The organism is Caballeronia sp. S22 (assembly GCF_964261745.1).
Lineage (GTDB): Bacteria > Pseudomonadota > Gammaproteobacteria > Burkholderiales > Burkholderiaceae > Caballeronia > Caballeronia jiangsuensis.
On record NZ_OZ180039.1, the window covers coordinates 606,288 to 632,404 of the forward strand.

General features: G+C 64.3%; 25 protein-coding genes and 1 pseudogene. 17 read left to right on the forward strand and 9 right to left on the reverse strand.

Going from position 1 to position 26,117, the window contains the following annotated elements; translation table 11 throughout:
- Window positions 1-59: 59 nt before the first annotated feature.
- The 13 genes from ACEN42_RS34620 (at window position 60) to ACEN42_RS34680 (ending at window position 12,802) form a co-directional block, all read left to right on the forward strand.
- A complete protein-coding gene (locus ACEN42_RS34620; RefSeq protein ID WP_371883113.1) occupies window positions 60-473 on the forward strand; it encodes a hypothetical protein in 414 nt (137 codons plus the stop codon).
- 34 nt (window positions 474-507) lie between these two features.
- The gene (locus ACEN42_RS34625) at window positions 508-1,182 is read left to right on the forward strand and encodes a hypothetical protein (RefSeq protein ID WP_371883114.1); all 675 of its coding nucleotides are present in this window, start codon (window positions 508-510) and stop codon (window positions 1,180-1,182) included.
- A gap of 294 nt (window positions 1,183-1,476) precedes the next feature.
- A complete protein-coding gene (locus ACEN42_RS34630) occupies window positions 1,477-3,174 on the forward strand; it encodes a 5-guanidino-2-oxopentanoate decarboxylase (RefSeq protein ID WP_371883115.1) in 1,698 nt (565 codons plus the stop codon).
- Window positions 3,171-4,646, forward strand: coding sequence for an aldehyde dehydrogenase family protein (locus tag ACEN42_RS34635; protein ID WP_371883116.1), 1,476 nt, complete (start codon window positions 3,171-3,173; stop codon window positions 4,644-4,646). The genes ACEN42_RS34630 and ACEN42_RS34635 overlap by 4 nt, the downstream gene beginning before the upstream one ends.
- Window positions 4,647-4,806: 160 nt before the next feature.
- Window positions 4,807-5,904 carry a PotD/PotF family extracellular solute-binding protein gene (locus ACEN42_RS34640; protein WP_187603259.1) on the forward strand — a complete coding sequence of 366 codons (1,098 nt, stop codon included), beginning with the start codon at window positions 4,807-4,809 and terminating at the stop codon, window positions 5,902-5,904.
- Window positions 5,905-5,909: 5 nt separating this feature from the next.
- Window positions 5,910-6,830: an ABC transporter permease gene (locus ACEN42_RS34645; RefSeq protein ID WP_035498339.1), complete on the forward strand. Its 921-nt coding sequence runs from the start codon at window positions 5,910-5,912 to the stop codon at window positions 6,828-6,830.
- Complete coding sequence (locus ACEN42_RS34650; protein WP_250487663.1) at window positions 6,827-7,669, forward strand: ABC transporter permease; 843 nt, start codon at window positions 6,827-6,829, stop codon at window positions 7,667-7,669. The genes ACEN42_RS34645 and ACEN42_RS34650 overlap by 4 nt, the downstream gene beginning before the upstream one ends.
- 13 nt (window positions 7,670-7,682) lie before the next feature.
- A complete protein-coding gene (locus ACEN42_RS34655; RefSeq protein ID WP_371883117.1) occupies window positions 7,683-8,756 on the forward strand; it encodes an ABC transporter ATP-binding protein in 1,074 nt (357 codons plus the stop codon).
- 37 nt (window positions 8,757-8,793) lie between these two features.
- Entirely contained in the window at window positions 8,794-9,606 is an 813-nt protein-coding gene (locus ACEN42_RS34660) for a transporter substrate-binding domain-containing protein (protein ID WP_371883118.1), read from the forward strand.
- 43 nt (window positions 9,607-9,649) lie between these two features.
- Entirely contained in the window at window positions 9,650-10,414 is a 765-nt protein-coding gene (locus ACEN42_RS34665) for an amino acid ABC transporter permease (RefSeq protein ID WP_238287378.1), read from the forward strand.
- Window positions 10,411-11,067: an amino acid ABC transporter permease gene (locus tag ACEN42_RS34670; RefSeq protein WP_371883119.1), complete on the forward strand. Its 657-nt coding sequence runs from the start codon at window positions 10,411-10,413 to the stop codon at window positions 11,065-11,067. The genes ACEN42_RS34665 and ACEN42_RS34670 overlap by 4 nt, the downstream gene beginning before the upstream one ends.
- A 43-nt stretch (window positions 11,068-11,110) precedes the next feature.
- Complete coding sequence (locus ACEN42_RS34675) at window positions 11,111-11,836, forward strand: amino acid ABC transporter ATP-binding protein (protein ID WP_371883120.1); 726 nt, start codon at window positions 11,111-11,113, stop codon at window positions 11,834-11,836.
- A gap of 75 nt (window positions 11,837-11,911) precedes the next feature.
- Window positions 11,912-12,802, forward strand: a complete 891-nt coding sequence (locus tag ACEN42_RS34680) for a LysR substrate-binding domain-containing protein (protein ID WP_238213041.1) — start codon at window positions 11,912-11,914, stop codon at window positions 12,800-12,802.
- 80 nt (window positions 12,803-12,882) lie between these two features.
- Here the strand turns inward: ACEN42_RS34680 and ACEN42_RS34685 are convergent, their stop codons facing one another.
- The 3 genes and pseudogenes from ACEN42_RS34685 to ACEN42_RS34695 all read right to left on the reverse strand — a co-directional run bounded on the left by ACEN42_RS34685 (window position 12,883) and on the right by ACEN42_RS34695 (window position 15,578).
- Window positions 12,883-13,977: a branched-chain amino acid aminotransferase gene (locus ACEN42_RS34685; protein ID WP_371883121.1), complete on the reverse strand. Its 1,095-nt coding sequence runs from the start codon at window positions 13,975-13,977 to the stop codon at window positions 12,883-12,885.
- A 188-nt stretch (window positions 13,978-14,165) separates the two neighbouring features.
- Window positions 14,166-15,314, reverse strand: a pseudogene (locus tag ACEN42_RS34690) (2-isopropylmalate synthase); the annotation flags it as partial.
- A gap of 132 nt (window positions 15,315-15,446) precedes the next feature.
- Window positions 15,447-15,578, reverse strand: a complete 132-nt coding sequence (locus ACEN42_RS34695; protein WP_371883122.1) for a hypothetical protein — start codon at window positions 15,576-15,578, stop codon at window positions 15,447-15,449.
- A gap of 68 nt (window positions 15,579-15,646) precedes the next feature.
- Here ACEN42_RS34695 and ACEN42_RS34700 point away from each other — a divergent pair, with 68 nt between their 5' ends.
- The gene (locus tag ACEN42_RS34700; protein ID WP_371883123.1) at window positions 15,647-16,129 is read left to right on the forward strand and encodes a MarR family winged helix-turn-helix transcriptional regulator; all 483 of its coding nucleotides are present in this window, start codon (window positions 15,647-15,649) and stop codon (window positions 16,127-16,129) included.
- A 65-nt stretch (window positions 16,130-16,194) separates the two neighbouring features.
- Here the strand turns inward: ACEN42_RS34700 and ACEN42_RS34705 are convergent, their stop codons facing one another.
- From ACEN42_RS34705 to ACEN42_RS34725, 5 genes are all read right to left on the reverse strand, one after another.
- Window positions 16,195-17,382 carry a porin gene (locus ACEN42_RS34705; protein WP_371883124.1) on the reverse strand — a complete coding sequence of 396 codons (1,188 nt, stop codon included), beginning with the start codon at window positions 17,380-17,382 and terminating at the stop codon, window positions 16,195-16,197.
- Between the two features lie 74 nt (window positions 17,383-17,456).
- Window positions 17,457-18,821 (reverse strand): MFS transporter, encoded by a 1,365-nt coding sequence (locus ACEN42_RS34710; protein WP_238287366.1) that lies wholly within the window; start codon window positions 18,819-18,821, stop codon window positions 17,457-17,459.
- A gap of 46 nt (window positions 18,822-18,867) precedes the next feature.
- Entirely contained in the window at window positions 18,868-20,184 is a 1,317-nt protein-coding gene (gene fahA / locus ACEN42_RS34715) for a fumarylacetoacetase (RefSeq protein WP_371883125.1), read from the reverse strand.
- Complete coding sequence (locus ACEN42_RS34720) at window positions 20,174-21,409, reverse strand: CaiB/BaiF CoA transferase family protein (protein WP_371883126.1); 1,236 nt, start codon at window positions 21,407-21,409, stop codon at window positions 20,174-20,176. The genes fahA and ACEN42_RS34720 overlap by 11 nt, the downstream gene beginning before the upstream one ends.
- Before the next feature lies 1 nt (window position 21,410).
- Complete coding sequence (locus ACEN42_RS34725; protein ID WP_035498378.1) at window positions 21,411-22,175, reverse strand: enoyl-CoA hydratase/isomerase family protein; 765 nt, start codon at window positions 22,173-22,175, stop codon at window positions 21,411-21,413.
- 283 nt (window positions 22,176-22,458) lie between these two features.
- On the opposite strand from ACEN42_RS34725, the gene ACEN42_RS34730 reads away from it, so the two are divergent.
- Together ACEN42_RS34730 and ACEN42_RS34735 are read left to right on the forward strand one after the other, a co-directional pair.
- On the forward strand, window positions 22,459-23,154 hold the full coding sequence (locus ACEN42_RS34730; protein ID WP_371883127.1) for a TetR/AcrR family transcriptional regulator: 696 nt from the start codon (window positions 22,459-22,461) through the stop codon (window positions 23,152-23,154).
- A 124-nt stretch (window positions 23,155-23,278) separates the two neighbouring features.
- The gene (locus ACEN42_RS34735; protein ID WP_035498380.1) at window positions 23,279-23,728 is read left to right on the forward strand and encodes a MaoC family dehydratase; all 450 of its coding nucleotides are present in this window, start codon (window positions 23,279-23,281) and stop codon (window positions 23,726-23,728) included.
- A 9-nt stretch (window positions 23,729-23,737) separates the two neighbouring features.
- Here ACEN42_RS34735 and ACEN42_RS34740 read toward each other — a convergent pair whose 3' ends face one another.
- A complete protein-coding gene (locus tag ACEN42_RS34740; RefSeq protein WP_371883128.1) occupies window positions 23,738-24,976 on the reverse strand; it encodes a CaiB/BaiF CoA transferase family protein in 1,239 nt (412 codons plus the stop codon).
- 182 nt (window positions 24,977-25,158) lie between these two features.
- On the opposite strand from ACEN42_RS34740, the gene ACEN42_RS34745 reads away from it, so the two are divergent.
- Window positions 25,159-26,100 (forward strand): LysR substrate-binding domain-containing protein, encoded by a 942-nt coding sequence (locus tag ACEN42_RS34745; RefSeq protein WP_371883129.1) that lies wholly within the window; start codon window positions 25,159-25,161, stop codon window positions 26,098-26,100.
- Window positions 26,101-26,117 lie beyond the last annotated feature (17 nt).

A 26,117-nucleotide genomic window follows, 5' to 3' on the forward strand; every position in this document is an offset into this window, starting at 1 on the left:
AAGAAGTGATCTGCGTTCGTTCTCCTGAAAGCGAGGATTATCAGCGAGGTCATTCCATCATGGCTGCCAGCAGATCCGTGCGTGCAATCACGGCGATCGTCATGTTTCTAGCGGCCATCATGCTCGGCGGCTGCGCCTCTCACGAAGCCTATCGCACCCAGGTCGTCAATCCCTGGCTCGACAGCCAGCAATGTCGCACCGATCGCGACGGCAAGACCGCGCCCGAATGCGCCGGACGCACGCCGGAAATCGTCGACGGAAAATACGAACTGCATTTCGTCGAGTTCGACGATCAGGGCTGGCTGCATCCCCAGACCGCCGCGTCGCCGGATGCCGCGCCCGATCAGTCGGCAATGCAAATCGATGCGCTGATGGACAACCTCAAGCAGTATCTCGTTCAGCCTCGGCGGTGCGTTCGTTCGACGCGCTCTGCTGCAAGGGCGGCAAATCCGCGAGATCGCTTTCCTCGGTGAGCGTCTCGATCAACGGACCCGACGTGTCGCGGACATGATCGTGCTCGTGAACCCGGCGTTCGAGGCGTCGCAGTTCGAGGCGCTCTATCGCGTGGCGAACCGGCAGCAGCATCGGTGCTACGTAGCGCCGATGTTCATGTCGATCACGTCCGCCACCGACGACGCCACCGGTATCGCCTTTCCCGCTGGCCGCTTCCTGAACACGCTCTTCGAGCGCCCCACTTCCTCCGACGCGCAGGCGACCGCCATCAAGCAGACGCCGGGCCATGACGACGGCTATATCACGCATCGGCTGCACGGACCGGCACAGGACGCATCGGCGGCGCACAGCGCCGTCTGCGATGGCTGGACGTCGGGCGACAAGCTGCTCGGCATGACCAACGACGAACTCGCGCGGGCGGTGACGAACAACAAGCGGCTCGAAGTGGCGCAGTCGCAAGCCTTCATCGCGGGACTGAATGCGCAACGGCCGGCTCCATCGACATGGCAACGCAAGTTCTGCGGTGGCGCCACGCTCGACGTCGAGGCGAAGGACGGCGTCGTCAACGCGCAGACGCTCGTCTGGAACGTCAAGGCGGACTCGAGCATCATCGACGGACACGGCGACGTGATGAACCCCGCATTGCTCGATTTCGTGCGCCAGATGTTCGGCGATACCGACCTGCCGGACGGCCCGGATCACGGCCGCAGCGCGTGCGACGAGCAATGAAACGCCACATGACCGGAGGCCAGTCCGCGCCTTCCCGGTAACGCCCTGCTCCGTCGTCCCGACGCGCGCCTGCCGCGTCAGCGCGATCTCTTCGATCGCCATCTCCGACGATATCCGTCCGCTCGAGCCCTCACTGCCTCATGCAGGGAAGTCATGCGCCCCATGAGATCTTTTCGATTGTCGTCGCGACCGGGCCGCATCGAGAATGATTCCACCGATGCCCGACCCGTGCGCACTGTCGACTCGTAGAGCCGACTGCGTCCGGGCTCAAACCAACCAGGAATGCGACGACCGATGAACCTTCGCGAATCCAGCAAGCACTTCGACGAACGCAATGCAAGAGCGGCGAACGGCCGTGCGGGCGCACGCCTTCGAACCTGTGGCGAAGCGCTCGTCACGTTGCTCGAAACCTACGGCGTCGAGTACGTCTTCGGCATCCCGGGCGTGCACACCGTGGAGCTGTATCGCGGGCTGGCGGACTCGTCGATCCGGCACGTGACGCCTCGTCACGAACAGGGCGCGGGCTTCATGGCCGACGGCTACGCGCGTGTCACGGGCAAACCCGGCGTGTGCTTCATCATCACCGGGCCGGGCATGACCAACATCGCGACCGCGATGGCGCAAGCCTATGCCGACTCCATTCCGATGCTCGTGATATCGAGCGTCAATGCACGCAGCCACCTCGGCAACGGAGACGGACGTCTGCATGAACTTCCTTCGCAGCGCGAAGTATTCGATGGGCTCGCCGCGTTCTCCCACACCTTGCTGGATGCCGCCGAGTTGCCTCAGGTGCTGGCGCGCGCGTTCGCCGTGTTCGAGAGCGCGCGGCCGCGGCCCGTGCATATCGAGATTCCGCTCGATGTCATCGTGTCCCCCGCGAACGCGATGAAGGCAGCGCCCGCCGTGCGCGCGGCGAAGCCCGCCGCCCATCCCGCCGCGCTCGCTTCTGCCGTGGACCTGCTCGCCGATGCCCGCCGCCCGCTGATTCTCGCCGGCGGCGGCGCGGCGCACGCCGCAGCCGAATTGCGCGAACTCGCCGCGCGGCTTCAGGCGCCCGTCGCGCTCACCACCAACGCGAAAGGACTTCTGCCGGGCGCGGACCCGCTTCTCATCGGCTCGACGCAATCGCTGCCGCCGACCCGCGCGATGATTCGCGAAGCCGACGTCGTGCTCGCGGTCGGAACCGAACTGGGCGAGACCGACTACGACGTGCTCTTCGATGGCGGCTTCGCGATAGACGGAAAACTCATCCGCATCGATATCGATGCCCAGCAGGTCATGCGCAATGCCCGGCCGGACGTGGCTATCGTCGGCGATTCGCGCGAGACATTGAGCGCACTGTCGACGCGACTGCACGAGCGAGAGGTGCTTCCCGCATCGCCGGACTGGGGCGCGGCGCGCGTGACGGCGGTGCGTGACGCCATCTTCGCCAACTGCGACGCCGCGATGCGATCGCAGAAGCGCCTGATCGACACGATCGTGCACGCGCTGCCCGGCGTCATCATTGCAGGCGATTCGACGAGCCCCGTCTACGCGGGCAATTTCCTCCACGATGCGGCGGCCCCGCGCTCATGGTTCAACTCGTCGACCGGTTACGGCACGCTCGGATACGGGCTGCCTGCCGCAATCGGCGCGAAGCTCGCCGCGCGTGAGCGGCCCGTCGTGTGTCTGATCGGCGACGGCGGCCTTCAGTTCACGCTGCCGGAACTGGCGAGCGCAGTGGAAGCGCGCGTGCCCGTGATCGTGCTGCTCTGGAACAACTTCGGCTACGGCGAGATCCGCAAATATATGGACCAGCGCGATATCTCGCCCGTTGGCGTCGATATCTACACGCCCGACTTCATGGCGCTGGCGAGAGCCTTCGGATGCGAGGCCGCGAGCGTCGACGATCCACAGGCGCTCGACGCGCAATTGCGGCAGGCGGTATCGCGCGAGATTCCGACCGTGATCGAAGTTCGCGAAGCCGACTGGTTTGCACGGGTGCCGTCATGAGCGCGCAGGCACGCCCCGTTTTCGACTTTCCGCTGCGCACGCGGCTCTTCATCGATGGCTGCTGGTGCTTGCCCGAGACGAGGCAGCGGCTGCCCGTCATCGATCCGTCGACTGAGGAAACGATCGTCGAAGTGGAGGCCGGCGGCCCCGCCGATGTCGATCGCGCCGTGCGCGCGGCATCGCGTGCATTTCGCGCCTGGAAACAGACATCGGGCGCGGAGCGCGCCGGTTTTCTGCGGGAGATTGCGCGCGGCGTGGAGGCGCACGGCGAACAACTCGCCGCGCTTCAGTCGCTCAACAACGGCAAGCCGATAGCCGAATCGCGCATCGACGTCGGCGACGTGGTCGCGACCTTCGACTACTACGCGGGCCTCGCCGAAACGCTGGACGCAGCGGAAGAAGAGATCGCGATTTCGAGCAGCGATCACCGCGCCGTGATCCGTCGTGAACCGGCGGGCGTGGTCGGCCTGATCGTGCCGTGGAACTTTCCCATGGTCACGACCGCGTGGAAGCTCGCCCCCGCGCTCGCCGCGGGATGCACGGTCGTGCTGAAGCCCTCCGAATTCACGCCCTTGCCGGAGCTTGAACTGGCCGCGATCGTCGAGCGCGCGGGTCTGCCGCCGGGCGTATTCAACGTCGTGACGGGCACCGGCACGGAGGTCGGCGCGGCGCTCACGACGCATCCGCTCGTGTCGAAGGTGTCGTTCACCGGCAGCACGGCGGTCGGCGAGCAGGTCATGAAAGCGGCGGCGCAATCCATCAAGGGCGTGAGCCTCGAACTGGGCGGCAAGTCGTCGATCGTCGTTTTCGCGGACGCCGACCTGGATCTCGCCGTCGATCTCGTCACGGGCGGCGCGTTCTTCAATGCCGGACAGATGTGCTCGGCCACGTCGCGGGTGCTCGTCCAGCGGCCGCTCGCGGAGGCGCTGATCGCGCGCCTCGCCGACCGGGTGGCGCGAACCGTCGTCGGCGATCCGTTTGACTCAGGCGTGCAGATGGGGCCGCTCACGAACCTCGCGCAGTACGAACGCGTGCAGCGTTTCATCGCGCGGGGCAAGGCGGACGGATCGAGTCTCGTGGTCGAGGGCTCGGCGCCGCAAGGGCCGGGCTATTTCGTGCAGCCGACGATGTTCGTCGACGTGCCCACGAACAGTGCGATCTGGCGCGAAGAGATCTTCGGACCCGTGATGTGCGTGCGCGCTTTCGATACGGAAGACGACGCGATCGCGGCGGCCAACGACACCGAGTTCGGGCTGGTCGCCACCATCGTCACGCGCGACGCGGCGCGCGGCCAGCGGGTCGCCGGGGCGTTGCAGGCGGGCGTCGTCTGGATCAATGCACCGCAACTGATCTTTCCTCAGACTTCGTGGGGCGGCTACAAGAAGAGCAGCATCGGCCGCGAACTCGGGCCGTTCGGGCTCGCGGCTTTCCAGGAAATCAAGCAGGTCCTGAGCGCGACGGGTCCCGTCTAAACGGTCTTTCTAAGCTCGAGCCATGCGCTCGGCTCATGGCAACCATGCCGAGATTTCGATTGTTGCCGAAATTTGGCATCCCTAGAGTGTTCTCACCAACGCCGTTTCAGATCGACCGACCGCATCGACCGACTGCTGCACGCTCAGCGAGGAGATAACCATGCAGGACATCAAACGAGGCAGAAGGCAGGCCATCAAGACCATCGGCATGGCGCTCGCTGCATCGAGCCTGCCGATGCCGTTCATCAGCACGGCGCGGGCGCAGGAAAAGAGCTTTGCCGGCAAGACGCTGCGCCTGCTTACCTGGTCCGACGACACGGGCGCGGCGGCCCTGCGCAACATTGCCGCGACCTTCAGTCAGAAGACCGGCGCGCAGGTCATCGCCGACCGCGCGGACGGCACCTCCGGCATGGTGGCGAAAGTGAAAGCGGCCGGCGAGAAGCCCACCTACGACGTGATCACGCTCGCAGGCGTGGGCGCGTCGGGCCTCGCGGATGCCGGCCTGCTGACGAAGCCCGATCTGAACCGGCTTCCCAACCTGAAGGATGTCGCCCCGCAGTACCAGACCGGCGCCAATGGCTTCGGCATCGGCTACCTGCTGTGGTCGGATGGGCTTATTTACAGCACGTCGTCGGTCAAGACGGCGCCGTCGAGCTACGAGGCGCTGTGGGATCCCAAGTACGCGGGCCGGATCTTCCTGCCGCCGCCGGAATGGGCCGAAGCGGTCGATCTCGCGATCATCGCGGCGAAGATGGCCGGCGGCTCGCAGCAGAACATCGAGCCCGGTTTCAAGAAGCTCGCTCAACTGAAGGACCGGGTGCTCACGCTCGGAGAGAATCCGAATCAGGTCGCCGACCTGTTTCGCACCGGATCGCTGGACATCGGCGGCATCTACTCCCCGGCGTTCTTCCCCAACCAGTTGCGCAAGCCCGAGTACAAGATGGCCGTCACGTACGGCATGAAGGAAGGCTTCGCGACCCAGTTGATGTTCACGGTCATCCCGAAGGCGCATCCGGGCGACATCGACCTGATCCACGCGTTCATCAACCATTCGCTCGATGCCGGCGTGCAAGGCCGCATGGCCGCCGACGTGCTGAACGGCCCGGTGAATTCGAAGGCGCTGATTCCCGCCGAAAGCCGTGCGTTCGTGCCGTCGGCCCAGCAGATCGCGCAGAACGCCGTGCTGCACGACGACAAGGCGCTGGCGGCGGTGCAGCCCGCCTGGATCAAGCGCTATACGGAACTCTTCTCGGCCTGAGCCCCATGTCCGCACTTCTTTTCCGCCGCAGGACGGCAGCGATGGCAGACGTCGCCCACGGGCAGGCGCCTGCTCCCGCGCTGCCGAGGGTGCCGCCCTGGGTGCTGCTCGCGCCCATCCTGGCGTTTCTCGCCGTGCTCGTCGCAGCCTCGCTCGTGGTGCTGCGCATGAGCTTCGGCGTGTCGGGGAACGAGTGGCATGCGCTCACGCTGCGCAATTACGCGGACCTCGCCGATTCGTACTTCCTGCACTCGCTCTGGCTCACGCTGAAACTCGCGTTTCAAAGCATGGTCTGCGCGGTGCTGCTGGCGATTCCCGTGGCGCTCGCCATGGCGCGCACGGAGTCGCGGCTCGCGCGCCGGCTGCTCCTCGCAGGCGTGCTCCTGCCCTTGCTCGTCAACCTGCTGCTGCAGGGCTACGGCTGGCTCGTCATGCTCGGGCCGGCCGGCTTGCTCAATCATGCGCTGCTCGCGGCCGGCGTCGTGCAGCGGCCGGTGCAGTGGCTCTATCGCGAGAACGGCGTGCTGCTCGGCCTGATCCAGACCGCGTTTCCACTCGCCGTGCTGCCGCTCGCGAGCGCGATGCGCGCGATCTCGCGCGCTTACGAGGAAGCGGCCGCCACGCTCGGCGCGACTCGCTGGCAGACGCTCTGCCACATCGTCCTGCCGCTCGCGATGCCCGGCCTCGTTTCCGGCGCCCTGCTCGTCTTCGCCTACAACGCGAGTGCATTTGCAGTCCCGCTGCTGCTCGGCGGCCGGCGCGTGCCCATGCTCGCCGTGCTCGTGCACGATCAGGTGGCGCCGCTTCTGAACTGGCCGGCCGCGTCGGCATCCGGCGTGGTGCTGATGGCGGCGACGCTCGTCGTCATGTCGGTCTCTCAACGGCTCGTTCGCGGCATGCAACGCACGGAGGAATCCCGCTCATGAGTACCCTGCGCCTTGCCGCGGTCATGCCCGGACGTCTGGGCCGTGCAACCAGCCTGCTGGCTACGACCGTGCTGTTTCTCGCAGCCTTGCCGATCCTCACGATGATCACGATGTCGTTCGGCAATTCGGATACGCTCGAATTCCCGCCGCCGAGCTTCGGGCTGCGCTGGTATCAGGCCGCGTGGCACACGTTCGTGTCGCCCGACGCGAGCGATGTGCTCTCGATGGGAACCGCCCTGACGACGAGCCTCATCGTCGCGGTCTCGACGATGATCATCGCCACCGCGGTCTCGGTGCCCGCGGCCTACGCGCTCTCGCGCTACCGCTTTCGCGGCAAGGCGGTGATCGAACAGCTCGTCGCGCTACCGCTCGTCTATCCGCTCGTGATGCTCGGGCTTTCGCTGCTGCTCGTGTTCAACGTGCTGCCCGTCGAACTCGGCCTGTTGCGGCTCATCATCGCGCACGTGATTCTCGTCTTGCCGTTCACCGTGAAGAACTGCGCGGCCTCGGTCGCCTCGATCGGCCCCGAGTTCGAGGAAGCCGCCTGCCTGATGGGCGCAAGCCCGCGCCGCGCCATCGTCGATGTGGTCCTGCCGCTCATGCGTCCGGGCATTCTCGCCGGCATGCTGTTCGCCTTCATCATCTCGTTCAACGAGTTCACGGTGACGTTCTTTCTATACGACATCAACACGATGACGCTGCCCGTCTGGCTATACAGCCGCACCGTGTCGTCGCTGGATCCGACCGTGTTTTCGTTCGCGGTCGTCATCGTGCTCATCGATTTCGCCCTGATCTGGCTGCTCGAAAAGCTGGTCGGCGACGAAGGCGTCGCGCTTTAACGAGGGAACCCTCATGACTCATCTGACACTTCAGGCGGTGACGAAGCGCTTTCACACCGCGTACGCAGTCGATCACGTCGATCTCGCCGTGCCCGACGGCAAGCTGGTGTGCTTTCTCGGACCGTCCGGCTGCGGCAAGACGACTCTGTTGCGGATCATCGCGGGCCTCGAAACGGCAACGTCCGGAACCGTGGCATTCGCCGGGCGCGATCTGACGAACGTGCCGGCGAACCAGCGCGATTTCGGCATGGTGTTCCAGTCGCTCGCGCTGTTTCCGCACATGACGGTGGCGCAGAACATCGCCTATCCGCTGCGGCTGCGCCGCGTCGCGAAAGACGCGCAGGCGGCGCGCGTCGCCGAGCTGCTCGAACTGATCCAGTTGCCGCATATGGCGGACCGTCCGGTCTCGCGGCTCTCGGGCGGACAGCGTCAGCGCGTGGCGATCGCCCGGGCGATCGCGTCGTCGCCGAAGCTGCTGTTGCTCGACGAACCGCTCTCCGCGCTCGATGCGAAGCTGCGCGAAGCGATGCAGGTCGAAATCCGTCTGCTGCAGCAACGTCTCGGCATCACGACGATCATGGTGACGCATGACCAGCGCGAGGCCATGACGATGGCCGACGAAATCGTCGTGATGGAAAAAGGACGCATCGCCCAGATCGGCAAGCCGCTCGATATCTATCGCAATCCCGTCAGCGAATTCGTCGCCGATTTCATCGGCCTCGGCAACATCCTGCCCGTCACGCTCGACGGCACGAACCGGATCGCGCTTCCAAACGGCCAGCAGATCACAGTCGATGGCGCGCCGCGCGCAGGCGGCGCAACCGATGACGTCCGCTTGCTGATTCGCCCCGAGGACGTATCGATGCGGGCGGTCACGGCCAATCCCGGACCCAACGTGCTGGCCGGCAAAGTGGCGTTCATCCGGGATGTCGGCTCGTCGCTCGAAGCCACCATCGATTGCGCCGGCTTCACGCTCACCGCAGCCACGACCCCGCGCGAAACACCGGATCTTCGGATTGGCATGCCCATCTTCGCGGAATTGCCGCCGCATGCCTGCAAGCTCATCGCGGCACGTACCGCGCATTGATTCACGCCGACCAAACCATAGTCACAGGAGACACCCTATGAACACGACGACTTCCGTGCAGCGCTTCTTCAAGCGCGCGTCCATTACGCTCGCCTTCGCAGGCGTCGTGGGCCTCGGCGCATTCGCGCCGCTCGCGCAGGCCGATGCGCTCGACTCGATCAGCAAATCCGGCGTGGTGCGGATCGGCGTGTTCGAGGACTATCCGCCGTTCGGCTCGATCGGGCCGGACATGAAGCCGCAAGGCTACGACATCGACGTATCCAGTCTGATCGGCAAGACGCTCAACGCGAAGGTCGAACTGATTCAGGTCACGGGCGACAACCGCATGGCGTACCTCGTCGACCATAAGGCCGACATGCTGCTCTCGGTCGGCAAGACACCGGAGCGCGAAAAGGTGATCGACTTCTCGCAAGCCTATGCGCCGTACAACCTCGCCGTATTCGGTCCGAAGTCGCTCGCCGTGAAGAGCGCGGCCGATCTGGGCGGCAAGAGCATCGCGGTGGCGCGCGGCACGCTCGAAGACCTGAGCGTGAGCAAGGTCGCGCCATCGTCCGCGACCATCAAGCGATTCGATGACCCGAATGGCGCGATCTCCGCGTTTCTCGCGGGACAGACCCAATTGCTCGTGGTCGGTAACGACGTGGGCGCGACGATCATCGCCCGTCACCCGTCGATCGATCCCGAGCAGAAGTTTTCGCTCTTCAGCTCGCCCGATCACGTGGGCCTGAACAAGAACGAGCCGCGTCTGAAGCAGAAGGTGGACGAGGCCATCGCCGCCGCGAAGAAGGACGGCACGATGAACGCCATCTCGCAGAAGTGGCTGCGCGCGCCGCTGCCGGCCGATCTGTGATGCACTTCGCCTTTTCGTTCGATCGCACGCCGAGGATGCTTCGATGACCTACACGTTCGATTTCAGCGACTTCGGCCTCTACGTGGACGTGCTCGCGCATGGCATCGCGGTCACGCTCGGCCTCACCGCCGTATCGACGCTCCTGGGCGGTCTGGTCGGCATCGGCGGAGCGTGCATCGCCGTGGCGGGGCCGAAGCCGCTTCGTGCCGTCGTGGCCGCGTATGTCGAGCTCATTCGCAACACGCCGTTTCTCGTGCAGCTGTTCTTCGTGTTCTTCGGGCTGCCGAGCCTCGGCGTGCACATCGGCGAAATCGAGGCCGCCGTGCTCGCGATGACAGTGAACCTCGGTGCATATGCGACGGAAATCGTCCGTGCGGGCATCGACTCGATTCCGCGCGGACAGGTCCAGGCCGCGATGGCGCTCGGCTTGCGAGGTCCGCACGTCTTTCGCCACGTCGTGTTGCCGCAGGCGCTCGCCAACGTATTTCCGGCTTTGCTCGGCCAGGTGCTGATCGTGATGCTCGGCTCCGCGGTGGTATCGCAGATCTCGGTGCCGGACCTGACCCATGCCGCCAGTTTCATTCAGTCGCGTAACTTCCGTTCGTTCGAATGCTACGTGATCGTCACCGCGATCTATCTGCTGCTGTCGATCGTGCTGCGCCTCTTGATCAACCGGCTCGGCAAGCGGCTGTTCGCGGGGCGCGCCGCTCGCGGCGTCACGATTGCGCCTCGACGCGGGTTGCGCGGCCTCTTCTCCGTGCGTGCAGCCGTGGTAGATCCCGGCCTTCCGAAGGAGCGTTCACGATGATCGAGTTCACGCTATGGGATATCGCGCGCAACCTGATGCTCGCCGCGCGCTGGACGCTGTTGCTTTCGTTGATCGCGTTCGTCGGCGGCGGCCTCACAGGGCTGGTGCTGCTCGCCATGCGCGTTTCGCCCTTGCCGTGGCTGCGCAGGTTCGTGGTGCTGTATGTCGAAGTGTTCCAGGGCACGCCGCTCCTGATGCAGCTCTTCCTCGGCTTCTTCGGGTTGCCGATGCTGGGCGTCGAGGTGTCGCCGTGGGCTGCGGCAACGGTCACGCTCACGCTGTATACGGGCGCTTATCTCTCCGACATCTGGCGAGGCTGCGTCGAGGCGGTGCCGCGCGGTCAATGGAGCGCGGCGGCGAGCCTCGGCATGACATGGATGCAGCAGTTGCGTTATGTCGTCTGGCCGCAGGCATGGAAGATCGCCGTGCCGCCTACCGTCGGCTTTCTCGTGCAGGTCGTGAAAAGCACGGCGCTCACGTCGATCATCGGGCTCACGGAACTGACCAAGACCGGGACCATGATCACGAACGCGGTGTTTCGCCCTTTCCCGATCTACGCCCTCGTCGCGCTGCTGTACTTCGCGATGTGCTTTCCGCTGACCTGGTATGCCCGTGCGCTCGAACGCCGGTATCGGATCGGCAGGCATCGCTGAAGTTCGACTCGATGTCCAACGTCCTTTCAAAACGGGTTTGCGCATGATTTCCATCGGTAACGTGTCGAAGTGGTACGGCCAGTTTCAGGTTCTGGCCGATTGCACCACCACGGTCAGTAAAGGCGAAGTGGTCGTGGTCTGCGGGCCGTCCGGGTCCGGCAAATCGACCCTCATCAAGACGGTCAACGGACTCGAGCCGTTCCAGAGCGGGAGCATTACGATCAACGGCGAGGCCGTCCACGACAAGCGGACCAACCTGTCGAAACTGCGCGCGAAGGTCGGGATGGTGTTTCAGCATTTCGAGCTGTTTCCGCATATGTCGATCACGGAGAACCTCACGCTCGCGCAGACGAAAGTGCTGGGTCGCTCGAAAGACGAAGCATCCGAAAAGGCGCTGCGCCTGCTCCAGCGAGTCGGCCTGCGCGCGCACGCGGACAAGTATCCCGGACAGCTTTCCGGCGGCCAGCAGCAACGCGTGGCGATCGCGCGTGCGCTGTCGATGGACCCCGTCGCGATGCTGTTCGACGAACCGACTTCCGCCCTCGATCCGGAGATGATCAACGAAGTGCTGGACGTCATGGTCGAACTGGCCCAGGAAGGCATGACGATGATGTGCGTCACGCACGAGATGGGGTTCGCGAGGAAGGTCGCGCATCGGGTGATCTTCATGGATCACGGGCGCATCGTCGAAGACGACGCCAAGGATGCGTTCTTTGCGCATCCACGCTCCGAACGGGCGCAGGAATTCCTGGGCAAGATACTCCACTAACACCGCCGTCACGTCGCGTCGGACTTGCTACTATAGTTTCGAGTGACATGCCTTCCATGATCGGAGACACGCCCCATGCGACGACTTCCTCCGCTCAATGCGCTACAGATCTTCGAGACGGTCGCGCGTCACCGCAGTTTCACGCGTGCGGCGGAGCATCTGTGCCTCACGCAAGGGGCGATCAGCCGACAGATTCTCACGCTGGAGGAGTATTTCGGCTTTCCCCTCTTCAAGCGGGGCGCAAGGGGGCTGACGCTGACGGCTGAAGGCGACGTGCTGCTGCCCGTGGTGAGAGAGGGGTTCGCGCGCATCGAGGAGGTATCGCTGCGTCTCACGCGCCAGCGCACCGATCTCGCGCTGAAAGTGCCGACATGCGTAATGCGCTGGATGCTGCCGAGGATCATGCGTTTTCAGAGCGAGCATCCCGAACTGCAATTGCAGATCACAACGACCTGGCAGCACGACGTCGATTTTCAGATTGAATCGTTCGATGCGGCGATCATCTACGGCTCGTCGCCCGGCGCGGACGTGCACGCGGTGCCGCTCTTCAACGAGCAACTCACGCCCGTGTGCTCGCCTGATCTCCTCAGCGAACGGCCGCTCGCCGCAGCGGCGGATCTGGCGCATCATGCGCTGCTGCATCCGACGCGCGATCATCGCGACTGGAAGCTGTGGCTCGATCGTGCGGGAGCGAGCGAGATCGACGCGACGCTCGGTCCGACATTCGAAACGCTCGATCTGGCGACGAACGCCGCGATGCAGGGCTTCGGGGTCGCGATCAGCGACCGCACGCTGGTCAGCGAAGACGTGGCGGCCCGGCGGCTCGTCATGCCCTTCGACACCGTGCTCGAGACGGGGTCGCGCTACTACTTCGTCTATCCGGATTGCGTCGCGAATCAGCCGAAGGTCAAGCTCTTCAGCGAGTGGATCACGCGCAACCGGGATGCTGCTTTGGCTATCGGGTAACTTCGCGGGTAGAGTGCGCGACGCATGACGCCACGCACCCATGCCGAAGAGGACGAGCGCGACTTAAGACCCAACCGACCTTAGTCGATGCGATACACCCATTCGAGAGGATCGGCGAGCCTGCCGCGCTGGATGCCGGTCAGTTGCGTGCGCATGCGTTGCGTCACCGGTCCTTCTCCCCCGTCCCCAATCTTAAATTCTCCGGCGGCATGGCGAACCTCGCCGACCGCAGTGACGACAGCAGCGGTCCCGCAAGCGAATACCTCCCGCACACGGCCGCTCGCGGCATCCGCACGCCATGCATCGAATGCATAAGGCGTTTCGTTGACCACGATGCCTTCACGCTTCGCAAGCTCGATGATCGACGCCCTGGTGATGCCCGGCAGAATCGTGCCGGACAGCGGCGGCGTCGTCAGCGAGCCATCGTCCATGACGAAGAAGAGATTCATCCCGCCCATCTCTTCGATCCATTTGTGCTCGGCGGCATCGAGAAAAACGACCTGGTCGCAACCCTTGGCTGCCGCCTCGGTCTGCGCGATCAGGCTGGCGGCATAATTCCCGCCGCATTTGGCCGAACCCGTTCCACCCGGCGCCGCGCGAGTGTATTGGTCGGATACCCAGACGGTCACCGACGACTTGCCAGCCTTGAAGTACGGACCTACCGGGCAGGCGATGACGCAGAACACGTACTCGTGAGACGCGCGCACACCGAGGAAGCTTTCGGACGCGAACATGAACGGACGCAGATAGAGGCTGCTGTCGCCACCGGGCACCCAGTCCCGGTCTACCTTGACGAGCGATTCCACCGCATCGACGAAGAGCGCTTCCGGGAGGTCGGCCATGGCAAGACGCGCGGCCGACGCACGAAACCGCCTGGCATTTTCGAACGGGCGGAACAGCGAGATTGAGCCGTCTTCGCCGCGGTACGCTTTCATGCCTTCGAAAATCTCCTGCGCATAGTGCAACACCGCGCAAGCGGGATCGATCTGAAACGGCCGGCGCGGCTCGACCTTGGCATCGTGCCAGCCAAGCGTGTTGGTCCAGCGCATCGTTGCCATGTGATCGGTGAACACCTTACCGAACACGGGATTTGAAATGCTCGCGACGATCTCATCGTGCGGAGTCGGCGTCGCGCTCGGGGAAACGGCAAACTGTGTAGGCATAGCGGTTTTCATACTTTCAAGCGACCAATGACGGGACGGGTCCCACCAGACTCGCGAGGGATTGAAATGGAAGGAGAGCGAACGCGGAGGCGTTCGTCTCCCGGAACTGGCGTTTTCGAAGGCATGTCTTCGTCGAACCGCATCGTTGCATCCGGCGCACGTCGTCAGTGTTGCACGCCGGTCGTATCCGCGACCTTGCCCTGCCGCGACAAGGCGACGAGTGCGTCGTCGGACACGGAAGCTTCCTGATCGGCGAGCGCCTTGAAGCGAACGAACGCGGCATTCAGTTCGGCTTCCCTGTCGATCTCGATTCCCAGCTCCTGCAAGCGCTGCCTGAATGCGTTTCGGCCAGACAGTTTGCCGAGCACGATCCTGTTCGCGCTCCAGCCTACGTCTTCCGCGCGCATGATTTCGTAAGTGTCGCGCGCTTTCAGCACGCCGTCCTGGTGGATGCCCGATGCATGCGCGAACGCATTGGCGCCGACCACCGCCTTGTTAGGTTGCACCGTGAACCCTGTGATCTCCGAAACCAGCCGCGAGGCTTCGACGATCTGAGTGGTGTCAACGCGCATATCGAGGCCGAAGACATCCCGTCGCGTCCTGACTGCCATCACGACTTCCTCGAGCGCCGTATTGCCCGCCCGCTCGCCAAGACCGTTGATCGCACATTCGATCTGCCTGGCCCCGCCCGACTTGACCGCCGCGAGCGAGTTGGCCACGGCCAGGCCGAGATCATCGTGACAGTGGACCGAAAAGACCGCCCGGTCGGAATTGGGGATGCGTTCGCGAAGTTCGCGGATCAACGCAGCGTAGCCATCCGGAACGGCATAGCCGACCGTATCGGGGACGTTGATGGTAGTCGCCCCTTCGTCGATCACGCCTTCGATCACGCGACAGAGAAAGTCGAGGTTGGAGCGGCTCGCGTCTTCCGGCGAGAACTCGACGTCATCGGTATGACCGCGCGCGAGACGCACTGCGCGCCGCGCCTGTTCATAGACCTGATCGGGCGACATGCGCAGCTTCTTTTCCATGTGCAGCGCGGATGTGGCGATGAAGGTATGAATGCGGAACCGGCTCGCCGGCTTCAGCGCCTCGGCGGCGCGCGAAATGTCACGTTCGTTCGCCCGCGCCAGGGAACAGACGATGCTGTCCTTTACTTCGCCGGCGATTGCACGAATCGCCTCAAAGTCGCCTTCGGAACTCGCGGCGAACCCTGCTTCGATCACGTCGACGCGCATGCGCTCGAGTTGCCGGGCGATGCGCAGTTTTTCGTCTTTGGTCATCGAGGCACCCGGCGACTGTTCTCCATCGCGCAAGGTGGTGTCGAAAATGATGAGTCGGTCTGACATGCCAGTCTCCTGTGGGGAACGGCAATTGCGTTGATCAGGGAATGGGGGGTAACCCTTCCTGCCTGTCGCGACGCTGGATCACAGCGCCTGACCGCGCGATTATAGCTAACGATGACGCGGGCAAATCTAGGGTCAACCCGCATCGACCGGTTCGCGCATCGCGCGTTCGAGACGAATGGGCGCCGCATGGCCGATACCGAGCGCCGATCCCGCCGGATGCTCCCGCACATGGATGATGCGTCCGCGTTTACTATACGTTGACATGCACATATGATGATGAATCGAAATGCAATGGCAAGCATCACATCGACTTCAAACGAAACGAACGCGAGATGGCATCGAGAAAAGAGCGAGTAGAAAACATCGACGGAACCTGCACTTGCCTCGCGGCACGTCAGGCCGCGCGATATCTCACGGCAGCATACGATCAGGCTCTAAGCCCGTCGAACCTCCGGTCGACCCAATTCTCAATCCTGTACAGGCTCGCCCGCAATGGACCGCTCACCATCGGCGAGCTCGCGGAGTCGATGGCGATGGACCGCACCACCCTGTCGGCAAACCTGAAGCCGCTCGATCGTGACGGGCTGCTCGAAATGGTGCCTGGAGAAGATCGGCGCGTGAGAAAGGTGGTTATCACGAGCGCAGGTTTATCGCGTTACCGGATGGCGTTTCCGCTGTGGCAAGCGGTTCAGCGGGAGTTCGAAGACAGCTTCGGACAAAAGCGCGCCGAGGCATTGCGCAGTTCGTTGCGCAGTGTGCTGCAGAGCGGTTTCAGTCCGTGGTCGGAGGGCGAAGGGGCGGCGTCAGGCGAGTAGTCAGCGCCCGCGGCACGATATCGCCCGATGCAATTGCAATCCGGCCGCAGACTTTTGCAGTGCCTTCAAAACCTGTGCCGTACACCAGCGGTCGTCGCAATCTGATACCGCGAGTTCGTGCCGCTCGGTCCACCGACATTCACGATCGCGGCAGTCAGGGCGCCGTTCAACGCCTTCTGATACACGACAGCACCGTAGACATCCGTGCGCTTGCTCAGCGAATAGATCAGACCGGCGTTGAATTGCAGCCAGTGTGGATGCGGCCCGTCGCTGATATTGGCGATCGAGGACGCGCCGCCGACGTCGCCTATGCTGTATATCGCCGCGACGCCCGCTACCAGCGCCGGCGTGAAGCGGTATCGCGCGTTGGCCTCGTAGTTGGACATCGAAAAGCTCGTGTGATCTGCATAGCTCAGGTGCGCATACGTATAGGCGCCGCCCAGCGTGAACGCGCCGAACGCATAGGCAGCGCCCACCGCGGTCACTTCATGCGATGTCACCGGCCGCGTATAAAAGATGGCCGTGGGATTCGAATAGTCCCCGACCACCGCGCCCGATGTATTGCTGCCATCCGTTCCGCCCGCCGACGGGTTGCTCAGATGAAAATGCCCGACGCCGAACGAGAATGCATCGTGCGTATAGCTGCCGCCGACGCTCCAGGCGCGATTGTTCGCGAAGCCCGTCCCGCCCGGCCCAGCGGCCTGATTGCTGAACGCGTAGAGACCGCCCAGCGTGATGCCCCACAGCGTCGCGCTTTGATACTTGACCGCGTTGTTGATGCGAAACGTGGTGTAGAGATTGTCGATATCGCCGACATGCGCGCCGTATTGCGTGCCCCACTGCCGCGCGGACACGAACGGGCCGACGAAGTCCACGACGGATTCGTATTGACGCCCGAACGTGACCGTGCCCAGTTGCTTGTTGCCGAGACCGACGTAGGCCTGACGCCCGAAGAGACGCGAGCCTTGCAGCATCGTGCCGTTCGCGACGCTGAAGCCGTTCTCCAGCACGAAGACCGCGGTGCTCCCGCCGCCCAGTTCCTCGACGCCGCGCAAGCCCCAGCGCGATGGCACACCGACGCCGCTCGTCTCCTGAATCTTGCGTCCGCCGACAGCGCCGGCCTTCGGCGCGACGTTGTTGGCGTAGCTGATGCCCGCGTCGACGAGTCCGTAGAGCGTGACGTTGCTTTGAGCGAACGCGGTCATCGGCGTCAGCACGACGAGTGCGCCCGCCAGCCGCATGGACTTTTTCATTCCTGTCTCCATTGATTCGCATGTCTAATTATTTTTCATCGCGTCGTTCCTTCGAAGAACGACCTTTAGATGAATCAGGCGGGTTCGTGTCCGCGCGTCGCGGCGCGCATGTTCCGTCTGCGGGCGGCTATCGGCACGCCGGCAACGAGCACGATCGCAGCAAGCGACTGAACCACGGCGGCGGTCACGAATCCGCTTGTATAGCTGCCGGAGACGTCGCGTACATAGCCCGTGAGCCAGGGCGTCAGGAAGCCAGCGAGATTCGCGACCGAGCTGATGAACGGCACGCCGAGCGCCATCGCGTTGCCGTGCAGATAGCGTCCCGGAATCTGCCAGAACAGCGAGATGCCCGCGCCCGTACCGGCGAGCCCGAGCACCAGCGTGGCGAACGTGACCGACCGGCTGCTATGCCACACGAAAACGAGCACCAGCAGACTTGCGACGCTGATCAGCGACGCGATCGCGCAATGTCCCCGGACATCGCGGTAACGGCTTGCAAACGTCGAGAGCGCGATGTTGCCGAGCGCGCCGAGCACGCAGATCGCCGCGATCGCATTGCCGATCGCGCTGTAGCCGCCGAAACCCGCTTCGTGAAGGATCGTCGGGATGAAAAAGCTGAGCGCCGAGTTCGCCGTCAGAATGCAGAAGTACGCGGCGGACAGCATCCACACGAGCGGATTCGCGAGCAACGAGCCGGCGCGATCGGTAGCCGGAGGCGCGTCGCCACGATCGCGTTCGAGATCGGCCTGCACGAGACGCCGTTGCTGCGGCGACAGCCATCGCGCACTGCCCGGTCCATCCGTCAGCACGGCGAACGCGATGCATCCCATCAGCACCGTGGGCACCGCCTGGAGCAGAAACATCCATCGCCACCCGGCGATGCTGAAAAGACCGCTCATGTGCTCCAGCACGAAGCCGCCGGTCAGGCCGACCGCCACGGTCGAACAGATCGCCGCGGAATGGAAGATGCTGAAGTTGCGCGTGCGCCGCTTCGAGGGGAACCACTGATTCATGTACAGAATCACGCCTGGATAGAAGCCCGCCTCGAACGCGCCGAGCAGAAAACGCAGCACATAGAACGTGGCCGTGTTGTGAACGAACATCATCGCGACGCTGGTCACGCCCCAGCCCAGCGCAATCGCCGATATGGTCGTGCGCGCGCCGACGCGTTGCTGGATCATCGAACTCGGCACGCCGAACACCACGTAGCCGAGAAAGAACAAACCCGCGCCGAGGCCGTACACGGTTTCACTGAAGTGCAGGTCCGACAGCATCTGCAGCTTGGCGAAGGCCACGTTCGCGCGATCGACCCACGCGAGCAGCCAAAGAACGAAGAGAATGGGCATGATGCGCCATTCCGTCGCGCGATAGGCATCGCGCAAAGCCCGGTCCGCATCCTTGCCGGCGAGCGGCGCGTCTGTTTCGAATACCGCGTTCATCGATTTGTCTCCTGATTTGCAGGGCCGTCTCGTCATCCGGAGCCGGTCAGTCCCATTTCGCCGGAAGCACTTCCGCACGGTTTTCGCCGAAGCCGATGCGCGCATAACCGGGACGCTCGCACCATCCGCTCATCACGACGGCATCGCCGTCTTCGAGGAATGCGCGCGTCTCGCCGGTCGGCAGGCGTATCGGCGCGTGGCCCGCCTGCGTCAGCTCGATCAGCGCGCCCGCCTCGTCGCGCGATGGACCCGATATCGTTCCGCTGCCGAGCAGGTCGCCGCTGCGCAGATTGCAGCCCGCGATCGTGTGATGCGCGACCATCTGCGCGAGCGTCCAGTATTGATGACGGAAGCTCGTGCGCGAGAGTCGCGTCGGCGGCAGCGCGTCGCGGCGATGCATCGCGGTTTCGAGCGCGACGTCCAGCCGGATATCGATCGCGCCGCTTTCTCCAAGCGCAGGCGCCGACAGATACGCAAGCGGCTGCGGATCGTCGACCGGTCGCGTCCATGCGGTGCGATACGGCGCGAGCGCGTCCATCGTGACGATCCACGGCGATAACGTCGTCGCGAAACTCTTGGCGAGAAACGGTACGAGCGGTGTGGATTCCCACGCCTGAATATCGCGCGCGGACCAGTCGTTGAGCAGACACAGGCCGAACACGTGATCCTCGGCCGACGCGACGGGAATGCGCTCGCCCTGCCCGTTACCTACGCCGATGACGATGCCCAGTTCCAGCTCGTAATCGAGCCGCGTGGACGGTCCGACATCCGGCACGCGCGCACCCGTCGCCATGCGTTGGCCGCAGGGCCGTCCAACGTTCTGTCCGGAAAGCCCGATGCTCGATACGCGCCCGTGATACGCAACGGGCATCCACTGAAAATTCGGTGACACCGCGCCGTCCGGACGCAGCAGCTTCACGATGTTGCGCGCGTGATCGATCGACGTATAGAAGTCCGTGTAGTCGCCGATATGCGCGGGCATGCCGTGTTCCACGCTCGCTTGCGGCACGAGACAGTTTTGGCCGGAACCCGCGCCTTCGCGGCGTGCGTCGAACAGCGCGAAGAGCGCATGGCGAAGCGCACGCCACGCGTCCGGGCCCATGTCGAAGAACGCGTTCAGCGACGGCTGCGCGCACGCTCGCGCGGCGTCGGCCGCAAGTCCCGAGAACGCGCCCGCTTCGCTCAACGCGCCGAGATCGATCACCTGATTGCCCAGCGCAACCCCGCCGCGAAACGCCTCGTTCGTCCCCGCGCGCCTGAACACGCCGAAAGGCAGGTTCTGCAATGGAAAAGGCGTGGACGCGTCGTTGGCCGAGGCGAGCCAGCTTCTCGCATCGATGTCGTGCGTATGGTCAGACTTCATCGAAATCACCGCGCAGGCTCTTGCGGCTCAGCAGGATCTTGCGCTGCCTGAGTTCGTGGATCATCGCAGGGTCGATGTTGCGCTCCATGAGCAGCTCGATGTTGTGCTCGCCCTGAAACGCCGGAATGCCCGGTTGCGGCAATGTCGCGCCGCTGAAGCGCCAGGGCGGTCCAGGCATGCGCATCGTGCCGCCCGTGCGATCGTCGACTTTGACGATCGCGCCCCAGTCGGCGGCCCATTCGGACTCGGCCAGCTCGCGCGTGCTGCGCACCACGCCGATCGCCAGCCCCTGCTCGCTGACCTGTGCCTGGAGCTCTTCGAGATCGTTGAAGGTGAGAATCCACGCGCGCACTTCGGCGAGCAGCGCTTCGAGATTCTGGCGACGCAGCGTTGCGCTCGCGAAACGCGGATCGCCGAGGAGGTCCGTGCGGCGCATCATCGAGCAGAAACGTACGAACATCGGCGAATAGATCGGGCTTGCCGCGATCGTCACCTGACGTCCGTCGGGCAACATGAAGATATGCGATTCCGGCGCGCTCAGCGCAGGCGGCTCGCCGTTCGTGTCGACGCCCGCGAGTTGCGCGCCGGCGCGCTCGTTGACGGCGAGCATGGTCGCGGCCATCGACACGTCGACATGCTGCCCTTCGCCCGTGCGGTCGCGCTGCGCGAGCGCGGCGAGCACGGCGATCGCGCCATGCAGGCCGGTGTAGACGTCCGCGTGGCTGCACGCGTCGTTCATCAGCGCGTCGGGCGCATGGCCGTAGTGCTCGCGCAGGATATCGGTGAGACCGGTTTCCGCCTGCACCGTCGGCGCGAACGCCGGCCGGTTGCGCCACGGGCCCGATTGCCCGTAGCCGCTCATCGACACATAGACCACGGCGGGATTGAACTCGCGCACCTGTTCGTAGCCCAGCCCGAAGCGCGCCAGCGTGCCAGGCCGGAAGTTTTCGACGATGACATCCGCTTCGCGGCACAAGTCGGTCACGATCGCGCGCGCTTCGGGCCAGTTGAGATCGAGGCTGAGATTGCGCTTGCCCGCGTTCTGCTGCGCGTAATAGACCGACATCGTGCCGATGTGCGGCACGCCGCCGCGTCCCGAATCGCCGCCGGGCGGTTCGATCTTGGTGACTTCCGCGCCCAGGTCGCGCAGCGTCTTGGTGCACAGCGGGCCCGCCAGAACCCGCGTGAAGTCGATGACCTTCAGTCCGTCAAGAGGCGCGCCCATATCAGTTCCCCTCGAAGACGGCCGAACCGGGGCCGGTTTTGGCAAACGCGGCGAGTCCGCGCTTTTGATCCGCGCTCGCCCACATCATGTTGTTCACGTCGGTCTGCTGCGCATCCGCGCCCGCGATGCCGTGCCGCGCCGACAGATTCGCCAGCGTCTTGATGCCGCGCAACGCGACCGTGGGGCCGCAAGCCAGTTGCCGCGCCCACGACATCGATACGGCCGCCAGCTCCGCTTCCGCCGCAACGAGATTGACCACGCCCCAGCGTTCGAGCGCCGCGGGATCGTGGCGGCGTCCGAACATCGCCATTTCTTTCGCACGCGCCGGACCGACGCGCTGCACGACTCGCTGCACGCCGCCCAGGAGCGGCAGCAGGCCGAGCGAGGCTTCGGCCATGCCGAAGAAAGCGGTGTCGGCTGCGACGATCATGTCGCAAGTCAGCGCGAGCTCGAAGCCGCCGCCGAGCGCGCCGCCATGAACCGCGGCAACGGAAGGAAGCGGCACGTTCTCGAGTGCATCGAGCAACGCGTCGAGGCTGGCCTGATCGCGCCGACGGCCGCCGTTGGCGAAGCCCGCGACGTCCGCGCCGGCGCAAAAATGGCGCATGCCGCTGCGCAAGAGGATCGACCGGCATCCCGACTCGACCGCTTTGCCGTAGGCAGCGAGCAGATCCTTGAGGAATGCATCCTCGATCAGATTGTGAGGTGGCTTCGACATCGTGACGACGCCGACCATACCGTCCTTTTCAAACACGACCGTGCTCATTTGGCTTCCCGCATGTGAGTCCGACTTCACGTCAGACGAACGAAATAAACGATCCCAATTTCCAATAGGATTACGAATGATCGCCTCGCCGGTGAAGCGCGACATCCGATGAACTGACGCCGCATCTGCGTTAACCGGCTCGAACTGGGATTGATGATAACAGTGTTAACTTTGAAGAAAATCAGGGTAATCCCGCGATTCTGCCGCGCTTGCCGCACGTTGCCGGCAGCGAAGCCGCACACCTATAATTCCTTCCCACCTCTAACCGAGATGCCGCCGAATCGTGAGCCCGAAACCATCCGCCGATGTGCCCTACCACCACGGAAACCTGCGTGAAGCCCTGATCGCCGAAGGCCGGCGTGCGCTCGAGGATGTCGGCGCGCATGAGTTGAGCCTGCGCTACCTCGCCCGCGCGGTCGGCGTTTCGGAAGCGGCGCCGTCCCGGCACTTCGCCGGCAAGGACGGATTGCTCGCCGCGATCGCGGCGGACGGCTGGCGGGATCTCGCCGCCATGCGTCGCGCAATCCTCGGCACCGACGATACCGCGATGACCGTCGCGTATCGCATGCTGCGCGTGTATGTCGAATTCGCGCAGAGCCACAAGGGATTGTTCGATCTGATGGTCGGACCGCGCATCGTCGCGCGCGACTTGCATCCCGAACTCACGGAGGAAGGCTCGATTTCGTTCAGGCTGTTCGCATCCTCGGTCGAGCGGGCCGCGCTCGAAAACGGCTGGCCCGAGAGCACGCTGACGCTCGTCACGCACGCGGCGTGGAGCATCGAACACGGGCTCGCCACGCTCATTCTTTCCGATCGCGTGCCGCGCTCCGATCGTCCGGTGAAGATAGATCACATGATTCACTTTTCGATCGGCATGTTCCTGAGCGCGGTCGCGGCGGGCCCCACGCACCTCGAAAACATGCTCGATCAGCTTCCCGCGATGAACGGCGACACCCGCGCCGCAGCGTCGAAAGCGTGATGTGGCGCACCCTCGTCCGCTTCGCGCACTGCGTCTTGCCCATATGTTGATATGCGCATATTATGATCGTGAGCGCGATTTGACAAGAAGCACGTCGCTCGCTGCGCAATCCGGAGCACACGCGATGACCGAACCTCTTTATCTGGACGACCTGAAAGCGGGCATGCAGTTCGAATCGCCGGAGTTCCTGGTGAGCGAGGGAGACATTCGCCGCTTTGCATCGGAATTCGATCCACAGCCATTCCATCTCGACGAAACCGCTGCGAAGGCGTCGGTGTTTCGCGGCCTCGCCGCGAGTGGCTGGCATACCGCGGCGCTCACGATGCGTCTGCTCGTATCGGGCGGATTGCCGCTCGCGGGCGGCATCGTCGGCATGAGCGTGGAGCTTGCATGGGTCAGGCCGGTGCGTCCCGGCGATGTGCTTCGTGTCGTGAGCACCGTGCAGGAGGTGCAGCGATCGAGATCGAAGCCATCTCAAGGCATCGCGACCGTGATGTCCGAAACGATGGACGACTCCGGAGAAGTCGTGCAGCGCCTCGTATCGAAACTGCTCGTGACGGCGCGCGATGCCTGATCGGGCGCTCTAGACGACCCCGTTGCGGCGAAGCGTTTCGACCTCCGCACCGGACATGGCCAGCCAGGCGTCGAGAACCTCGTCGGTATGCGCGCCGAGCGTCGGCGGAACATGACGGTATTGCACGGGCGACTCGGACAGGCGGATCGGATTCGCGACCAGCGGCACCGTCTCCGATAGCGGATGCGCCATCTCGATGCGCATCTCGCGCGATTGCACATGCGCGTCCGCGAATACCTTGTCGATGCTGTTGACCGGCCCGCACGGCACACCCGCCGCCTCCATGATGCCGATCCACTCGCTCGTCGTGCGGTTCGGCGTGATGTCACGCATCAGCGCGATCAACGTGTCACGGTGCGCGACGCGCTGCGGATTGCGCGCAAAGCGATCGTCGCGGCTCCACTCGGGTCTGCCCAGCGCTTCGCAGCATCGGGCGAACTGGCCGTCGTTGCCGACCGCGATGATCATGTAACCGTCGGCGGTGGGGAAATCCTGATACGGCACGATACTCGGATGCGCGTTGCCCATGCGCTCCGGCACCACGCCGCCGATCAGATAATTCGAAGCCTGATTCGCGAGGCACGCGATCTGCACGTCCAGCAATGCGAGGTCGATGTGCTGCCCCTTGCCCGTGCGTGCGCGATGCGCCAACGCCGCCTGGATCGCCACGGTCGCGTAAAGACCGGTCATGATGTCCGTGAGCGCGACGCCCACTTTCAGCGGCCCTTCTCCGGCGGTGCCATCGGCGCGGCCAGTGAGGCTCATCAGCCCGCCCATGCCCTGCATCAGGAAGTCGTAACCCGCCCGCGCGGCATAGGGGCCGGTCTGTCCGAAGCCCGTGATCGAGCAATAGACGAGGCGCGGATTCACCTCGCTGAGGCTCTCGTAATCCAGCCCGTATTGGGCGAGGCCGCCGACCTTGAAGTTCTCGATGAGCACATCGGCCTTGTCGGCCAACCGGCGGATCAGCGCTTGCCCCTCTGGCCGGCCGAGATCGACAGTCACGGAGCGCTTGTTGCGATTCGCGGCGAGATAGTACGCCGATTCGCCCGTCGGCTCTCCATCGGCGTCGGCAAGCCAGGGTGGTCCCCAGGCGCGCGTATCGTCGCCGCTTTGCGGACGCTCTACCTTGATCACGTCCGCGCCGAGATCCGCGAGCAACTGACCGGCCCAGGGACCGGCGAGCACGCGGGAAAGATCGAGAACGCGCAAGCCTGAGAGCGCGCCTTCCTGCAAGGATGGATTCATGGGGTCACGTGGAGTGTCATCGGATCGCGCTTCCGATCTGTGCGGAAATCGCACGCCACATTGAGCCGATCGGAAGTCCTGTCTGCAATTTAAAGGGATCTCGTACGCACCACAACCGACTTGTTCTCATGGACCTGTGCGAAGATCGCACAATTGAACGAACACCCTGTCGAGCCTTCATCATGCGTCGAAAGATCCCTTCCACCGCTGCGCTCTCCGCGTTCGAGACGGCGGCGCGCCATCAGAGCTTCACCAAGGCCGCCGACGAACTCGCGGTGACGCAAAGCGCGATATGCCGGCAAATCGCTTCGCTCGAAGATTTCCTCGGACTCAGGCTCTTTCGCCGGGACCGGCGCGGCGTCGCGCTGACGGAGGCGGGGCTGGCCTATAGCCGCAAGGTGACGGCGTTGCTCGATGAAGCCGAGCGCGACACGCTGGAGTTGATGGCCAAACGAGGCCACGGCGGCGCGCTCGAACTTGCGGTCGTGCCGACGTTCGCGACGAAGTGGCTCCTGCCCCGGTTGCCGGGCTTCGTCGACGAGCATCCGGACATCACGATCAATCTCGCTTCACGCACACGGCCGTTTCTTTTCGCCGAGACGGAGTTCGACGCGGCGATCCATCCGGGCGTCGCACCGTGGCCGGGAACGGAGGGCGAGTGGCTCATGCAGGAGACGCTGATCGCGGTGTGCAGTCCGCATCTCATCGCGCCGCGCAAGAAGCTGACGACCGCCGACTGGCGACGCCATACGTTACTGCAACAGAGCACGCGTCCGTATGCGTGGCGCGAATGGTTCGCCTCGCGCGGCATGTCCGTCGATGGCGACATGACGGGGCCGCGCTTCGAACTCTTCTCCATGCTCACGGAGGCGGCCGTTCATGGCATGGGCATCGCGCTCATTCCCCGCCTGATCATCGAAGACGAGTTGCGTCGCGGCCTGCTCGTGCAGATCGCCGCACATGAAATGCCGAGCGGCCGCTCGTACTACCTCATCGTTCCCGAAAGCAAGTCTCACAATCCCGCGCTGCTCGCCTTTCGCGAATGGATCGCGCGGGAGGCGGCGCGGCATGGGGAAACGACCGGGCGCAGAAAAACGCAGACGGCAGTGAGTCGCGATGCCTGAGGCCGCCGCGCGCCCGC

Coding starts and splice junctions, on each gene's coding strand:
- ACEN42_RS34625 (WP_371883114.1), top strand. CDS start 508: ATGATCGTGCTCGTGAACCCGGCGTTCGAGGCGTCGCAGTTCGAGGCG.
- ACEN42_RS34675 (WP_371883120.1), top strand. CDS start 11,111: ATGATTTCCATCGGTAACGTGTCGAAGTGGTACGGCCAGTTTCAGGTT.
- ACEN42_RS34740 (WP_371883128.1), bottom strand. CDS start 24,976: ATGAATCCATCCTTGCAGGAAGGCGCGCTCTCAGGCTTGCGCGTTCTC.
- ACEN42_RS34680 (WP_238213041.1), top strand. CDS start 11,912: ATGCGACGACTTCCTCCGCTCAATGCGCTACAGATCTTCGAGACGGTC.
- ACEN42_RS34745 (WP_371883129.1), top strand. CDS start 25,159: ATGCGTCGAAAGATCCCTTCCACCGCTGCGCTCTCCGCGTTCGAGACG.
- ACEN42_RS34700 (WP_371883123.1), top strand. CDS start 15,647: ATGGCATCGAGAAAAGAGCGAGTAGAAAACATCGACGGAACCTGCACT.
- ACEN42_RS34670 (WP_371883119.1), top strand. CDS start 10,411: ATGATCGAGTTCACGCTATGGGATATCGCGCGCAACCTGATGCTCGCC.
- ACEN42_RS34655 (WP_371883117.1), top strand. CDS start 7,683: ATGACTCATCTGACACTTCAGGCGGTGACGAAGCGCTTTCACACCGCG.
- ACEN42_RS34620 (WP_371883113.1), top strand. CDS start 60: ATGGCTGCCAGCAGATCCGTGCGTGCAATCACGGCGATCGTCATGTTT.
- ACEN42_RS34650 (WP_250487663.1), top strand. CDS start 6,827: ATGAGTACCCTGCGCCTTGCCGCGGTCATGCCCGGACGTCTGGGCCGT.
- ACEN42_RS34630 (WP_371883115.1), top strand. CDS start 1,477: ATGAACCTTCGCGAATCCAGCAAGCACTTCGACGAACGCAATGCAAGA.
- ACEN42_RS34640 (WP_187603259.1), top strand. CDS start 4,807: ATGCAGGACATCAAACGAGGCAGAAGGCAGGCCATCAAGACCATCGGC.
- ACEN42_RS34665 (WP_238287378.1), top strand. CDS start 9,650: ATGACCTACACGTTCGATTTCAGCGACTTCGGCCTCTACGTGGACGTG.
- ACEN42_RS34635 (WP_371883116.1), top strand. CDS start 3,171: ATGAGCGCGCAGGCACGCCCCGTTTTCGACTTTCCGCTGCGCACGCGG.
- ACEN42_RS34725 (WP_035498378.1), bottom strand. CDS start 22,175: ATGAGCACGGTCGTGTTTGAAAAGGACGGTATGGTCGGCGTCGTCACG.
- ACEN42_RS34735 (WP_035498380.1), top strand. CDS start 23,279: ATGACCGAACCTCTTTATCTGGACGACCTGAAAGCGGGCATGCAGTTC.
- ACEN42_RS34660 (WP_371883118.1), top strand. CDS start 8,794: ATGAACACGACGACTTCCGTGCAGCGCTTCTTCAAGCGCGCGTCCATT.
- ACEN42_RS34695 (WP_371883122.1), bottom strand. CDS start 15,578: ATGTCAACGTATAGTAAACGCGGACGCATCATCCATGTGCGGGAGCAT.
- ACEN42_RS34720 (WP_371883126.1), bottom strand. CDS start 21,409: ATGGGCGCGCCTCTTGACGGACTGAAGGTCATCGACTTCACGCGGGTT.
- ACEN42_RS34645 (WP_035498339.1), top strand. CDS start 5,910: ATGTCCGCACTTCTTTTCCGCCGCAGGACGGCAGCGATGGCAGACGTC.
- ACEN42_RS34705 (WP_371883124.1), bottom strand. CDS start 17,382: ATGAAAAAGTCCATGCGGCTGGCGGGCGCACTCGTCGTGCTGACGCCG.
- ACEN42_RS34685 (WP_371883121.1), bottom strand. CDS start 13,977: ATGAAAACCGCTATGCCTACACAGTTTGCCGTTTCCCCGAGCGCGACG.
- ACEN42_RS34710 (WP_238287366.1), bottom strand. CDS start 18,821: ATGAACGCGGTATTCGAAACAGACGCGCCGCTCGCCGGCAAGGATGCG.
- fahA (WP_371883125.1), bottom strand. CDS start 20,184: ATGAAGTCTGACCATACGCACGACATCGATGCGAGAAGCTGGCTCGCC.